11 protein-coding genes are annotated in these 14,103 nt (G+C 73.0%); 7 read left to right on the top strand and 4 right to left on the bottom strand.

Features of this window, described 5'->3' with window-relative positions:
• Nucleotides 1-9: 9 nt before the first annotated feature.
• Nucleotides 10-2,286, top strand: a complete 2,277-nt coding sequence (locus ABD999_RS25890; RefSeq protein ID WP_271277944.1) for a tetratricopeptide repeat protein — start codon at nucleotides 10-12, stop codon at nucleotides 2,284-2,286.
• Nucleotides 2,287-2,288: 2 nt separating this feature from the next.
• Nucleotides 2,289-3,047: an SDR family NAD(P)-dependent oxidoreductase gene (locus ABD999_RS25895; RefSeq protein WP_148033529.1), complete on the top strand. Its 759-nt coding sequence runs from the start codon at nucleotides 2,289-2,291 to the stop codon at nucleotides 3,045-3,047.
• A gap of 8 nt (nucleotides 3,048-3,055) precedes the next feature.
• Here ABD999_RS25895 and ABD999_RS25900 read toward each other — a convergent pair whose 3' ends face one another.
• Nucleotides 3,056-3,661, bottom strand: a complete 606-nt coding sequence (locus ABD999_RS25900) for a TetR/AcrR family transcriptional regulator (protein WP_271277943.1) — start codon at nucleotides 3,659-3,661, stop codon at nucleotides 3,056-3,058.
• Between the two features lie 130 nt (nucleotides 3,662-3,791).
• On the opposite strand from ABD999_RS25900, the gene ABD999_RS25905 reads away from it, so the two are divergent.
• From ABD999_RS25905 to ABD999_RS25925, 5 genes are all read left to right on the top strand, one after another.
• Entirely contained in the window at nucleotides 3,792-6,200 is a 2,409-nt protein-coding gene (locus ABD999_RS25905; protein ID WP_271277942.1) for a GcvT family protein, read from the top strand.
• Nucleotides 6,197-7,399, top strand: coding sequence for a sarcosine oxidase subunit beta family protein (locus ABD999_RS25910; protein ID WP_271277941.1), 1,203 nt, complete (start codon nucleotides 6,197-6,199; stop codon nucleotides 7,397-7,399). Before ABD999_RS25905 ends, ABD999_RS25910 begins: the two co-directional genes overlap by 4 nt.
• The gene (locus ABD999_RS25915) at nucleotides 7,399-7,647 is read left to right on the top strand and encodes a sarcosine oxidase subunit delta (protein WP_271277940.1); all 249 of its coding nucleotides are present in this window, start codon (nucleotides 7,399-7,401) and stop codon (nucleotides 7,645-7,647) included. The genes ABD999_RS25910 and ABD999_RS25915 overlap by 1 nt, the downstream gene beginning before the upstream one ends.
• A complete protein-coding gene (locus ABD999_RS25920; RefSeq protein WP_271277939.1) occupies nucleotides 7,644-10,991 on the top strand; it encodes a 2Fe-2S iron-sulfur cluster-binding protein in 3,348 nt (1,115 codons plus the stop codon). Before ABD999_RS25915 ends, ABD999_RS25920 begins: the two co-directional genes overlap by 4 nt.
• 88 nt (nucleotides 10,992-11,079) lie before the next feature.
• Nucleotides 11,080-11,730: an HNH endonuclease family protein gene (locus ABD999_RS25925; protein ID WP_271277938.1), complete on the top strand. Its 651-nt coding sequence runs from the start codon at nucleotides 11,080-11,082 to the stop codon at nucleotides 11,728-11,730.
• 3 nt (nucleotides 11,731-11,733) lie between these two features.
• Here ABD999_RS25925 and ABD999_RS25930 read toward each other — a convergent pair whose 3' ends face one another.
• Genes ABD999_RS25930 through ABD999_RS25940 form a run of 3 tightly spaced genes read right to left on the bottom strand, consistent with a single transcriptional unit; the run spans nucleotide 11,734 to nucleotide 14,042 of the window.
• Nucleotides 11,734-12,093, bottom strand: coding sequence for a PepSY domain-containing protein (locus ABD999_RS25930; RefSeq protein WP_148033524.1), 360 nt, complete (start codon nucleotides 12,091-12,093; stop codon nucleotides 11,734-11,736).
• Nucleotides 12,094-12,129: 36 nt separating this feature from the next.
• Nucleotides 12,130-13,368, bottom strand: a complete 1,239-nt coding sequence (locus tag ABD999_RS25935) for a sensor histidine kinase (RefSeq protein ID WP_148033523.1) — start codon at nucleotides 13,366-13,368, stop codon at nucleotides 12,130-12,132.
• Complete coding sequence (locus ABD999_RS25940; RefSeq protein WP_271277937.1) at nucleotides 13,365-14,042, bottom strand: response regulator transcription factor; 678 nt, start codon at nucleotides 14,040-14,042, stop codon at nucleotides 13,365-13,367. Before ABD999_RS25940 ends, ABD999_RS25935 begins: the two co-directional genes overlap by 4 nt.
• Nucleotides 14,043-14,103: the final 61 nt, after the last annotated feature.

Raw genomic sequence — 14,103 nt, forward strand, 5'->3', positions numbered from 1 at the left:
TGACTGCCCATGGACGTGGACATCTGGGCGTGGGTCGGCGAAACCCAGCAGCAGCTTTCCGAGGCGGGCAACGTGGGCCTCGCCATGGCTCTGGGAGACCTGCCCGCGCAGGCCTACGAAGGGCGATATCCGCAGCTCGACGTGATGGCCCCGGCCATCGCTCAGCAGGCGGAGGCCCTGGGGCAGCCCTGGCTGGAGTTCTACTCCCGCTACTGGCACCTCGTCGGCCGCATCGGCGACCGCGTCCAGGGCGCGGTCGCGATCGAGGACGCCGAGCAGCTGCTCGCGTTCGCCCAGCGCGAAGACGTCCGTGACTGCCCGGCCACCCCGGCGGCCGTCGAGGCGCTCGCCGTGGCGTGGGCCAACACCGACGGTCCCGGCTACGCCGACCGGCGGCTGGAGCTGCTGGCCCCGGCCATCGAGGGCGCCGACCCCGCCGGGCCCGCCTTCTCCGGACTGGTGACCCAGTACGCCGCCGCGCTCGTCGACGCCGGCCGCGCCGGGGAGGCCGTCACCTACATCGAGTCCGCCGTCGAGCGGCTGCGTGCCGCCGGCCGCGAGGCGAGCTGGGAGCTCGGCGCCGAGAGCGCCCGCGCGCTCCTCGCCGCGGGCCGCGCCGAGGACGCGCTCACCGCGCTGCAGGCCGCCGCCGGCTTCCAGGCCGACGACCCGGTCGCCAAGGACCACCGCGACGGCGTGCGCCGCGCGCTCGTCCTGGCGCAGCTCGACCGCCTCGCCGAGGCCGTCGACGCGCTGCCCGACCTCGACGTGGTGGGCGAGCACCCGCGAGTGTTCGTCGAGTGGGCCCAGGCGGTCTACAAGCTCTCCGGCTCCGCCCAGATCACCAACACCTGGCAGCTCGGCCGCGTGCTGCGCCAGTGGATCGACTACTTCGGCATGATGGGCGGCTACCGCTCCCGCGTCGAGCTCGCCCTCGTGGCGGGCGACCTGGCCGTCGCCCGGCAGGGCGTCTGGCAGGCCAGGGCACTGGCCGACCTGGCCGAGTCCGCCGCCGCCGAGCTGCGCGCCGACGCCGGCGTGGCCGAGCGCGTCGCCGCGCTGCGCGCCGCCGCCGACGCCACCGCCGAGCCCGAGGCGCCAGGCCCGCTGGAGGAGCGCGTCGCCTACTTCGACGCCGCCGACGGTTACAACGCCGACCCCGAGCGCTGGATCGGCTGGCTCGCCCCGCTGTCCGGCGAGGACCTCGAGGCCACCCGCCGCCACACCACCACCCTCGGCTTCCTCGGCTACCCCGCGTCCGGCGCCGACATCTACTGGAAGATGCTCGTCGACTCCGGCGACATCGCCACCGCCGAGCCCGACGACATCGGCTACCTCACCACGCTCCTCATCGAGGCCCGCCAGGACGAGCGCCTCGAGCAGCTGGCCGGCATGCTGCCGCACGCCGCCAAGCACCTCGCGCTGGCCCGCCTCCACACCGCCCGCGAGCGCTGGCCCGAGGCCCTCGACAACGCCGAGCACGCCGTCGCCGCCGGCGCCGGGGTCGACGCCCGCCGCATCGTCGCCACCGCCGCCCAGCAGCTCGACGACAACGTCAAGGGCGCCAAGGCGCTGCTGGAGGTGCTCGACGAGCTCGCCGACGAGGACGTCTGGCGCATGATCGTCATGGCCACGGCCGCCGAGGACTGGGCGGCCGTCCGCAAGGGCGCCGCCAGGATCGGCATGCCGATCAAGTCCACCGAAGGGCCGATCGAGGAGGAGATGGGCCTGATCCGGGTCATCCTCCCCGCGCCCGACGGCGGCCGCCGCCAGGTGCTGTCCATCCGCACCGGCCCCGCCACCGCCCGGCTGGCGCTGCCGCAGCCGCGCGGCATGGACTACAACGCCGGCGACCTCGTGGTGTTCGACCCGCAGCTGCTGGAGCCGCTCCCCGAAGACCCCGAGGAGCAGCAGAACTTCGTGCCGCCGTTCGCGGCGGTGAGCATCCTGCGGCCGGGCGGCTACACGAGCTACTTCTTCGACGGCGCCGCGCCGAGCGAGAGCGACTGGGCCGAGTTCACCGAGGTCATGGCCGAGCGCGGCTGGCCCATGTGGGTCTACAGCGACGAGAACTACCAGGTCAACCACCCGACGAGCGGCGAGCAGCTCCCCGGCGTGTTCGGCTGGGTGGCGGTGCCGCCCGGCGTCTCACCGGTCGAGGTCGACGCCCTGCTCGACGACGCCACGGAGCGCTGGTCCCACCCGCTGGCCTGGCTCGACCTGGCCCGCGAGGTCGACGTCGAGGTCGAGCGGCACGAGCGCATCGTCAAGGAGTACGGACTCTAGTCATGCTGCGGCGTTTCGGGCTCGACGGCAAGGTCGCCATCGTCACCGGCGCGTCCTCGGGGCTCGGCGTGGCCTTCGCCAGAGGGTTCGCCGAGGCCGGGGCCGACGTCGTGATCGGCGCTCGCCGCGCCGACCGGCTGGGAGAGACGCGGCGGCTGGTCGAGGAGACCGGCCGCCGGTGCCTGGCGGTGGCCACCGACGTGGCCAGGGCCGAAGACTGCGGCGCGCTGGCCGAGGCCGCGATGGCCGAGTTCGGCGCGGTCGACGTGCTGATCAACAACGCCGGGGTCGGCACCGCCGTGCCCGCGCTGCGTGAGACGCCGGAGGAGTTCCGGCAGGTGATCGACGTCAACCTGCTCGGCACCTATTGGATGGCGCAGGCGTGCGCGCGGGTGATGCGGCCCGGCTCGTCGGTGGTCAACATCGGCAGCGTGCTCGGCGGCACCACCGCCGGGCTCCCGCAGGCCGCCTACAGCGCGTCCAAGGCGGGCGTGGAGGGCCTCACCAGAGACCTCGCGCAGCAGTGGACCGGGCGGCGCGGCATCCGGGTCAACTGCCTGGTGCCGGGGTTCTTCGCCTCCGAGATGACCGATCAGTATCCGCCCGGCTATCTGGAGCGGGTCCTGGAGCAGCGGGTGCCGATGGGCCGGGCGGGCGACCCGGCCGAGCTCGTGGCGGCGGCGGTGTTCCTGGCGAGCGACGCGGCCTCCTACATCACCGGCGTCGCGCTGCCGGTCGACGGCGGCGTGCTCATCACCTGACGCGCCCGTCAGCGCGCGTAGATGCCGCGCAGCGCCGTCTCGACCACGGCGTCGGCGTAGGCGTGGGTGAGCGGGCCGGAGCGGTGCAGCCAGCGGCTGAGCAGCGGGCTCCAGATCAGGTCGACCGCCACGTCCAGGTCGAGATCCGCGGGCAGCTGCCCGGCCTCCTGGGCGGCGCGCAGGCGGGCCTTCTTCAGCTCGTTCATCGGCCCCTCCAGGCGCTCGGCGTAGAGGGCGGCCAGCGCGGGGTCGTTCGTGATCTCGATGGAGAGCGCGCGCAGCGGCCGGTCGTAGGCCGGGTCGGCGAACTCGTCGACGGTGGCGCGCAGCACCAGCTTGAGGTCGGCCTCCAGGTCGCCGGTGTCGGGCAGCGCCATGCCCTCAGCGCCCTCCCGCCCCTCGGTCAGGCTCAGCACGGCGTCGAAGAGCACCGCGCCCTTGGACGGCCACCAGCGGTAGATCGTCTGCTTGCCGACGCCCGCGCGGGCGGCGATGCCCTCGATGCTGAGCTTGGCGTAGCCGACCTCGCCGGCCAGCGCGAAGGCGGCGTCGAGGATGGCGCGGCGGGAGGCCTCGCTGCGGCGGCCCGTGTCAGGTGTGGTTCTGCGCTGCACGGGCCGATCCTAGCAGGAGACGAGACGGTCCGTCTCTGCTGAGAGACGCTCTTGTCCTGCCGATCGCTGGGCTTTATGTTCGTTGCGTAGTCCGGTACGTGTTGCGTATTAAGGAACAACCGGAGGGTGCATGACGAGCCGGCCTCGATTGGTGATCATAGGAGCCGGCATCGTGGGCTGTGCCCTGGCCGACGAGCTGACCGCACGCGGATGGACCGACGTCACGGTCGTCGACCGGGGGCCGCTCCCCGCCACCGGCGGCTCCAGCTCCCACGCGCCGGGCCTGGTCTTCCAGACGAACCCGTCCAAGACCATGACCGAGTTCGCCTCGTACACCGTGCGCAAGTACACCGAGCTGGGCTGTTTCGAGCAGGTCGGCGGTCTGGAGGTGGCGACCACCGAGGAACGCTGGCAGGACCTTCACCGTAAGCACGGCTGGGCCGAGTCCTGGGGTGTGGAGAGCCGCCTGGTCGACCCCGCCGCCTGCGCCGAGCTGTGGCCGCTGCTCGACCCGGGCAAGGTGCTCGGCGGCTTCCACGTGCCGTCCGACGGGCTGGCCGTCGCCGTCCGCTGCTGCGAGACGCAGGCGCGGCGGGCGTCGGAGCGCGGCGCGCGGTTCCTGGGCGGGCACACGGTGGTGGGCGTCGAGCAGCACGGCGGCCGGGTCACCGGCGTGGCGGTCGAGTCCGACGACGAGCACGGGGTCGTCGAGCACCGGGTCATCGAGGCGGACGTGGTGGTGTGCGCGGCCGGGTTCTGGGGGCCGTCGATCGGCGAGCTGGCCGGGCTGACCGTGCCGCTGCAGCCGCTGGCCCACCAGTACGCCAGATCGGGCCCGCTGGCCGGCAGCCCGGGCACCGGGCCGATCCTCCGCCACCAGGACCGCGACCTCTACTTCCGGCACCACGGCGACCGCGTCGGCGTCGGTTCGTACGCCCACCGCCCGATGCCCGTCGCCCAGCACGAGATCGGCCCCAAGGGCACCACGATGCCGTCGGTGCAGGCGTTCACCGGTGAGGACTTCGACCCCGCCTGGCGGGACGCGTGCGAGCTGCTGCCGACGCTGGCCGGGACCACGTACGAGGACGGCATCAACGGCGTCTTCTCCTTCACCCCCGACGGCTTCCCGCTGATCGGCGAGGCGCCGCACCTGGAGGGGTTCTGGCTGGCCGAGGCCGTCTGGGTGACGCACTCGGCCGGGGTCGCCAGGGCGGTGGCCGAGCTGCTGGTGGACGGCGTGTCCGCGACCGACCTGCACGAGTGCGAGCTGAGCCGGTTCGAGCCGGTCCAGCTCTCCCCGGCCTTCGTCGCCGAGCGCGGCGCGCGGAACTTCGTCGAGGTGTACGACGTCATCCACCCGCTGCAGCCGATGGAGTCGCCGCGGCCGATGCGCACCAGCCCGTTCCACATCCGGCAGCGCGAGCTGGGCGGCTTCTTCCTGGAGGGCGCGGGCTGGGAGCGGCCGCACTGGTTCGAGGCCAACCGGCCGCTGCTGGACGACCTCCCCGGCGACGAGGCTTTTCTCGGCCGCCGGGACGCGTGGGCGGGCCGCTACTGGTCGCCGATCGCCGCGGCCGAGTCGCACGCCACCCGCGAGAGCGTCGCGCTCTACGACATGACCCCGCTCAAGCGGATCGAGGTCGGCGGCTCGAAGGCGGCGGCGTTCCTGCAGCGGCTGACCACCAACGACGTGGACAAGAAGCCCGGCTCGGTCACGTACACGCTCCTGCTGGACACCGGCGGCGGCATCCGCTCCGACCTCACCGTGGCCAGGATCGAGGAGGACCGGTTCCAGATCGGCGCCAACGGCAACCTGGACCTCGACTGGATCACCCGCCACGCGCCCGGCGGCGTGTACGTGCGCGACATCACGCCCGGCACCTGCTGCGTCGGCGTGTGGGGGCCGCGCGCCAGGGAGCTGGTGCAGCCGCTCACCGACCTGGACATGTCCCACGAGGGCTTCCGCTACTTCACCTGCAAGACCGGTTACGTCGGCCACGTGCCGGTGACCGCGATGCGCGTCTCGTACGTGGGCGAGCTGGGCTGGGAGCTCTACACCACCGCCGACCTCGGGCTCAAGCTGTGGGACACGCTGTGGGCGACCGGCCTGCCGGTCGCCGGCGGGCGGGCCGCGTTCAACAGCCTCCGCCTGGAGAAGGGCTACCGGCTGTGGGGGGTCGACATGACACCCGAGCACGACCCGTACGAGGCGGGGCTGGGGTTCGCGGTCAAGACCGGCAAGGACTTCGTCGGCCGCGACGCGCTGTCCACGGACGTCACCCGCAAGCTGGTGCCGCTGCTGACCGCCGAGGTCGTCATGGGCAAGGAGCCGGTCAGGCACCAGGGCCGCACCGTCGGGTACGTCACCAGCGCCGCGCACGGCCACACGATACGGGCGCCGATCGCCTACGCCTGGCTGCCCGCCGAGCTGGCCGAGCCCGGCACCCAGGTGGACGTCACGTACTTCGGCCGGCGCGTGCCCGCCGAGGTCGCCGCCGAGCCGTTGTTCGACCCGAAGATGGAGAAGATCCGACGGTGACCCATCCCGACTTCCTCTGGCGCGACCCCGATCCGAAACCCGCCTACGACGTCGTCATCGTCGGCGGCGGCGGCCACGGCCTGGCCACCGCCTACTACCTGGCGCGCAACCACGGCATCACGAACGTGGCCGTCCTGGAGAAGGGCTGGCTCGCGGGCGGCAACATGGCGCGCAACACCACGATCATCCGCTCCAACTACCTGTGGGACGAGAGCGCCGCCATCTACGAGCACTCGCTGAAGCTGTGGGAGGGGCTGAGCGACGAGCTCGACTACGACCTGCAGTTCAGCCAGCGCGGCGTGCTCAACCTCGCGCACAACCTCGGCGACGTGCGCGAGGCCAGGCGGCGGGTGAACGCCAACCGGCTCAACGGCGTGGACGCCGAATGGCTCGACGCCGACGAGGTCGGGAAGTTCTGCCCGATCGTCAACGTGTCGAGCCGGGCCCGCTACCCCGTCCTGGGCGGCACGCTCCAGCGGCGCGGCGGCATCGCCAAGCACGACCACGTGGCCTGGGCGCTGGCCCGCCGGGCCGACGCGTACGGCATCGACCTCATCCAGGGCTGCGAGGTCACCGGCTTCGCGATCGAGCGCGGCAGAGTGCTGGCCGTCGAGACCACGCGCGGCCGGATCGCCGCCGGGAAGGTCGCGCTCGCCGCCGCCGGGCACACCTCCGTGCTCGCGGCCAGGGCCGGGATCCGGCTGCCGCTGCAGTCGCACCCGCTGCAGGCGCTGGTGTCGGAGCTGCTGGAGCCGGTGCTCGACTGCGTGGTCATGTCGAACGCCGTGCACGTGTACGTCAGCCAGGCGCACAAGGGGGAGCTGGTGATGGGCGCGGGCATCGACGCGTACAACTCCTACGGCCAGCGCGGCGCCTTCCACGTCGTCGAGGCGCAGATGGCGGCGGCGCTGGAGCTGTTCCCGATCTTCGCCAGGGCCCGGGTGCTGCGCACCTGGGCGGGCATCGTGGACGTGTCGCCGGACGCCTCCCCGATCATCGGCCGCACCCCCGTCCAGGGCCTGTACGTCAACGCGGGCTGGGGGACCGGCGGCTTCAAGGCCACGCCGGGCTCCGGCTGGGTCTACGCGCACACGATCGCCGAGGGCGAACCCCATCCGCTGGCCGGGCCGTTCGCGCTCGACCGGTTCACCAGCGGGGCGCTCATCGACGAGCACGGCGCGGCGGCGGTGGCGCACTGATGATGCTCATCGACTGCCCGTTCTGCGGCCCCCGCGACGAGAACGAGTTCCACTACGGCGGTCAGGCCGGGATCGCCTACCCGGAGGCGCCCGGCGAGCTGTCCGACGCCGAGTGGGCCGAGTACGTGTTCATGCGCGACAACCCCAGGGGCTGGCTCCGCGAGCGCTGGTTCCACGGGCTCGGCTGCCGCACCTGGTTCACCGTCGAACGGCACACCGTCACCCACGAGATCCGGAAGGCGCCATGAGCCGTCTGCCGTCCGGCGGTCTGATCGACCGCTCCGTCACGCTGCCCTTCCGCTTCGACGGACGGCAGATGCACGGCCACCCCGGCGACACGCTCGCCTCCGCGCTGCTGGCCTCGGGCGTGCGCGTGGCCGGGCACAGCGTGAACCTGGGCCGGCCGCGCGGGATCTTCACCGCCGGGCCGGAGGAGCCGAACGCGCTGGTACGGGTCGGCGCCGACCCGATGCTGGCCGCCACCACGGTCGAGCTGCACGCGGGCCTGGAGGCGTGGAGCCTGCGCGGCAAGGGCCGGCTCGACCCCGGCGCCGTGGACGATCGCCGCCACGACAAGGGCTACCTGCACTGCGAGGTGCTCGTCGTGGGCGGCGGCCCCGCCGGGCTGGCCGCCGCGCTCGCCGCCGGGGAGTCCGGCCTGCGGGTCATCCTGGTCGACGACCAGCCGAGGCTCGGCGGCGACCTGCTGGGCAGCCGCGTCCTGCTCGACGGCGCGCCCGCGCTCGGCTGGGTGGCCGCCGCCGAGTCGCGCCTGGCCGCGCTGCCCGAGGTGCGGGTCCTCACCAGGACCACCGCGACCGGCTTCTACGACCACGGCTACGTGGTCGCCGTCGAGCGCCGCCCGCGCGGCGAGCGGCTGTGGCACTTCCGCGCGGGCCGCGTCGTGCTGGCCACCGGCGCGCACGAGCGGTCCCTGCCGTTCCCCGGCAACGACCTGCCCGGCGTCATGCTCGCCGCCGCCGCGCGCACGTACGCCAACCGATACGGGGTACGTCCCGGCGCCCGCGCGGTCGTGTACGCGTGCGCGGACTCCGGGTACGAGGCCGCCCGCGACCTGGCGGCGGCCGGGGTGGAGATCGCCGCCGTCGTGGACCCCCGCCCGGAGGGTCTCTCCGGCGCCCTGGCAGGGCGCGTCACCGGCACCGTGGCCGGGGACGACGGGACGCTCGCGGCCGTCCTGATCGGCGACCGGCGCGTGGAGGCCGACCTGCTGGCCGTGGCGGGCGGCTGGAACCCGGCCGTGCACCTGTTCAGCCAGTCACAGGGCAGGCTGCGGTTCGACGAGACCCTGCGCGCGTTCGTGCCCGGCGAGCCCGCGCAGGCCGTGAGCCCCGCGGGGGCCTGCCGCGGGCTGTACGGCACAGCGCAGGCCATCGAGGACGGCTACCGGGCGGGCGCCGAGGCTCACGGACCTGTCGCCGCCGGGTTCAGGGTGCCGGTTTCGGACGAGGAGGCTCTACGGCCGCCCGCCGCGTACTGGGGTGAGCTGGACCCCGATCCCACGGCGTTCGTGGACCTCCAGCGGGACGTCACCGTCGCCGACGTGGCCAGGGCCACCGGGGCCGGGATGCGCTCGGTCGAGCACGTCAAACGGTTCACCACCGCGAGCACCGGCGCCGACCAGGGCAAGACCTCCGGCGCCCTGGTCGTCGGCGTGCTGTCCGAGCTGCTCGGCGCCGCCCCCGGCCAGGTCGGCGTCACCACGTTCCGTCCCCCGTACACGCCCGTGTCGTTCGCCACCCTGGCCGGCCGCGACCGGGGAGCGCTGTCCGACCCCGCCAGGACCACCGCCATGCACCGCGCGCACATCGCCAGGGGCGCGGTGTTCGAGGACGTCGGCCAGTGGAAGCGGCCCTGGTACTTCCCGCTCGGCGGCGAGACCATGCGCGAGGCCGTGCGGCGCGAGTGCGAGGCCGCCCGCACCGCCGTGGCCGCGATGGACGCCTCCACCCTGGGCAAGATCGACATCCGGGGCGCGGACGCGGGCGCGTTCCTGGACCGGATCTACACCAACATGTACTCCACGCTCGCCGTCGGCGCCTGCCGCTACGGGCTGATGTGCACCGCCGACGGCATGGTGTTCGACGACGGCACCACCACCCGGCTGGGCGAGCACCACTACCTGATGACCACCACCACCGGCAACGCCGCCGCCGTGCTCGACTGGCTGGAGGAGTGGCACCAGACCGAGTGGCCGTCCCTGGACGTGCGGTTCACCTCGGTCACCGACCACTGGGCCACCGTCGCCGTGGCCGGCCCGCTGGCCGGGACGGTCATCGCCGCCGTCGCCCCCGAGGCGCTCGGCCTGGCGTTCATGCGCCACACCGAGGCCGCCGTGCTCGGCGTGCCCGGCCGGGTCTTCAGGATCAGCTTCTCGGGCGAGCTCGCGTACGAGGTGAACGTGCCCTGGCACCACGGGCGGGCGCTCTGGGAGGCGGTGCTGGGCCTCGGCGCCGTTCCGTACGGGACCGAGACCATGCACGTGCTGCGGGCCGAGAAGGGGTTCCCGATCGTCGGCCAGGACACCGACGGCACGGTCACCCCGCAGGACCTCGGCATGTCGTGGATCGTCTCCGGGCGCAAACCGGACTTCGTCGGCAAGCGCTCCCACGCGCGGCCGGACACCTCCCGGACGGACCGCAAGCGGCTGGTGGGCCTGCTGACGGAGGATCCGTCGGCTTTTGTGGAGGAGGGCGCCCAGCTCGTCGCCGACGGGGTCATGCTCGGACACGTCACCTCCAGCTACCCGAGCGTCCCGCTCGGCCGCGCCATCAGCCTCGCGCTCGCCAGGAACGTCTCGCCCGGCGACCGGCTGACGGCCATCTCGGGCGACACGGAGACCCCCGTGCGGGTGGTCTCCCCGATCTTCTACGACCCCGAAAACCTCCGCCGCGACGGCAACCCCACCCCCCAAAACCCCCCGCCCCAAGCAGTCCCGTCCGAGATCACCCCCGCCTCACCTCAGGGGGCGGTGTCGTCCGAGGTCACTCCCGGCTCGTCTGGAGGGGTGGTGCCATCCGAGGTCGGACCCTCCTCACCGCGAGGGGTGGTGTCGTCGGAGGTCACTCCCTCCTCATCAGGGATGGTGTCGTCCGGGGGCACCGGCAGGTCGGGTGAGGGGGTGGCTTTGGGTGGGGGTTTGTGGATGTGGGCGGAGAGTCCGGCTGCGGGGTTCAAGGAGCGGTTCGCGGCGGTGGGTGGTGGGCGGGTGCGCGTGCGGGAGGTGCCGTTCGTGCCGATGTGGGAGGTGCGTGGGGAGGATCCGGGGACGGGCATGCGGTTGGGGCCGGAGTGGTGGTTGGTGGTCGGGGAGGGTGAGCCGGGGGCGGGGTGGGTGGACGTCTCGGGTCAGCGGACGGTCATCGAGCTCACAGGCCCGGGGGCGCTGGACGTCCTGATCACCGGTTGCCCGATCGACCTGCACCCGGGGGTGTTCACCGGCCACGCGCAGACGGTCCTCGGCAAGGCGCCGGTGATCCTCCAGAGGTACGGCGACTCGTACCGGATTTTCGTTCGCTCCTCGTACGCGAACTATCTCGGAGAGTGGCTGATTGATGCCTTGGAGGGGTAAAGCGCGGGCAAAGAGGAAATTGATATACCTAGACGATCGGTAGCCGAGTCTGGGAGTCGCAGTGCGTGTTCGGGCGGTCTTGGCGGGTTTGGCCGCCGTAGTGATGCTCACCGGGTGCGGGGAGCTGGAAGCACAACTGGGACAGCAGGCGGAGGACGGCGGCACATCCTCGTCCGACGTAGACGTCAAGGACGCGCGCGGCAAGCTGGAGAAGCTGGCCGTCAAGGGGCGGGCGCCGAAGACCGGGTTCGACCGCGACAAGTTCGGCCCCGCCTGGGCGGACGTCGACCGCAACGGCTGCGACACCCGCAACGACATTCTCAAGCGCGACCTGACCGACGAGACCTTCAAGGAGGGCACCCACGACTGCATCGTCCTCACCGGCGTCCTGAAGGACCCGTACGGCGGCGAGACGATCAGCTTCGAGCGCGGCCAGGACACCAGCAGCAAGGTCCAGATCGACCACCTGATCCCGCTCTCCGACGCCTGGCAGAAGGGCGCCCAGCAGTGGTCGGACACCAAGCGCAAGGAGTTCGCCAACGACCCGCTCAACCTGCTCGCCGTCGACGGCCCGCTCAACAGCCAGAAGAGCGACTCCGACGCGGCGACATGGCTGCCGCCGCGCCGGTCCTACCGCTGCGCGTACATCGCCCGTCAGATCGACGTCAAGGCCAAGTACGAGCTCTGGGTGACGAAGGCCGAGAAGGACGCCATGGACGGCATCCTCGACTCGTGCTGAGCGTCAGTCGTCGTCGCTGTCGTCATCGTCGTCGGCCCGCTCGGTCTCCTGCTTGAGCAGCTTGCCCGACGCGGCGTCGATGTCGAGCTCGTGCTCGACGTCACCCTTGATCGTCTTGACCTCCCAGACGTCCGTCTTCTTGCCGCGGCCGTCGAAGTCGACCTCCGACACCCACGAGCCCGGCACCTCCTTCAGGGCGAGCTCGATGGCCTGCTGGGCGGTCACCTGAGGGGCGGTCTGGGCGACGCTCTGGGAGGCGGGGCCTTCGAGGGAGTCCTGGGAGGCGGCGAAGGCGGCGGAGCCGCCGGCCACGAGGGCCATGGCGGCGGCGCTGGCGACGATGATTTTCGTAGTGGTCTGCATGCCTTCAAGAAAACCCCGGTCGCCGGTAATGCCGCGCTAAGGCCGCCCTAACGTCACTTCAACCCGCGCGCCGCCGGACGGCACGGGCGACACGGCCAGGCCGCCGCCGCTGGACTCGGCGGTGCGGCGGGCGATGTCCAGGCCGAGACCGGTCGAGCCGCCGCCGCTGTTGCCCCGGGCGAGCAGGGCGGGGTCGAATCCGGGGCCCGTGTCGCTGACCACGAGCTCGGCTCCCTTCGGATGCGGCGCGAGCCGTACCGAGAAGGACGCCCCTTCGGGGGTGTGCGCGAAAACGTTGCCCAGCAGCGCGTCCACGCACGCCGCCAGCGACTCGGCGCCGGCCGCGACGGGCAGCTCGCCGCCGGGCAGGGCGACGTCCACCTCGCGCCCCTGGTCCTCGGCGAGCACCGACCAGAAGCGCACCCGCTCCCGCACCACGGCGGTGGCGTCGCAGGACTCGCGCCCGGCCGAGCGGCGGCGGGCGTCGGTGATGACCGCGCTGACGGCGCGCTCCAGCGCGTCCACGCGGGCGCCCACGCGCGCCGCCTCCTCGGGGTCGCGCAGCGACTCCACGTCCAGCCTGAGTCCCGTCAGAGGCGTACGCAGGCGGTGCGACAGGTCGGCCACCGACTCGCGCTCGGCCGCCAGCAGGTCGCCGATGCGGCCGGCCAAGTGGTTCAGCGCCAGCGCGACCGCCCGCACCTCCGTCGGCCCTCCCGGCTCCGCCCGCGCGTCCAGGTCGCCGCCGGCCAGCCGGTGCGACACCCGGGCCAGCCCGTCGATCGGCCCGGTCATGGCCCTGGCCAGCCGGTCGGCCAGCGCGATGCCCAGCACGACCAGCGCCAGCCCCAGCACGAGCAGGGCCGTCCACGCCTCGCGGACGCCGCGCATCAGCTCGGCGTCGCTCACGAACGACCTGATGACCACGGTGCCCTCCGGCGACTGCACCGCGACGAGCACCTCCCTGCCGTCGTCGCACTCGGCGGTGACGCTGCGGCCGGTCGCCGCCAGCTCCACCGCGTCGGTGCGCCGGGCCTCCTCGCCGATCACGCGCCCGCCGGGCAGGAACACGGTCACGGGCCACTCCACGCGCTCGACCGCCAGCGGCAGGTCCGCCGTGCCGACCGAGACGGCCACCGACTCGGCGGCGGCGGTGGCGCGGCTCATCGCGCCGTTCTCCGCCACCGAACGGATCAGCAGCGCCATCGGCACCAGCAGCGCGATCAGCACCAGCGACGTGGTGGCCGCCACCAGCAGCGCCAGCCAGCGCCTCACGACGGCTCGACCAGCTTCACCCCGACGCCGCGCACCGTGTGCAGGTAACGGGGTTCGGAGGCGGTCTCGCCGAGTTTCCTGCGCAGCCACGACAGGTGCACGTCCACGGTCTTGTCGGCGCCGCCGTACGGGAGCTGCCACACCTCGGTCAGCAGCTCCCGCTTGGTGACGACCTCGCCCGCGCGCGCCGCCAGGTAGTGCAGCACGTCGAACTCGCGCGGCGTCAGGTCCAGCGCCGCACCGTCCAGCTCGGCCAGCCGGGCGCGCGGGTCCACGCGCAGCGCGCCGACCTGGAGCGGCGTCGGCGCCGGGTCGCCGGCCCGCCGCAGCACCGCCCTGATCCGGGCGTCGAGCTGCGTCGCGCTGTACGGCTTGACCACGTAGTCGTCCGCGCCCGCGTCCAGCACAGGCACCATCTCGGCGTCGCCGTCGCGGGCGGTCGCCACGATGACCGGCACCTTGCTCACCGCCCGCAGCATCCGCAACAGCTCGGCGCCGTCGAGGTCGGGCAGCCCCAGGTCGAGCACGATCAGGTCGGGCCGGTCCTGCACGGCCAGCCGCAGGCCGTCGAGCGCGGTGGGGGAGGAGGCGACGGCGTGGCCGAGATCCCGCAGCCCGCGGCTCAGCGCCGTGCGGATCGTCACGTCGTCCTCAATCAGCAGGATGTCAGCCATATGGTGAAACGGTAGACGGTAAACAGAGGTACGAGCCGCCGTCTTAGGGCTGTCTTAACCC

The organism is Nonomuraea ferruginea, from assembly GCF_039540635.1.
GTDB classification, from domain to species: Bacteria; Actinomycetota; Actinomycetes; order Streptosporangiales; family Streptosporangiaceae; genus Nonomuraea; species Nonomuraea ferruginea.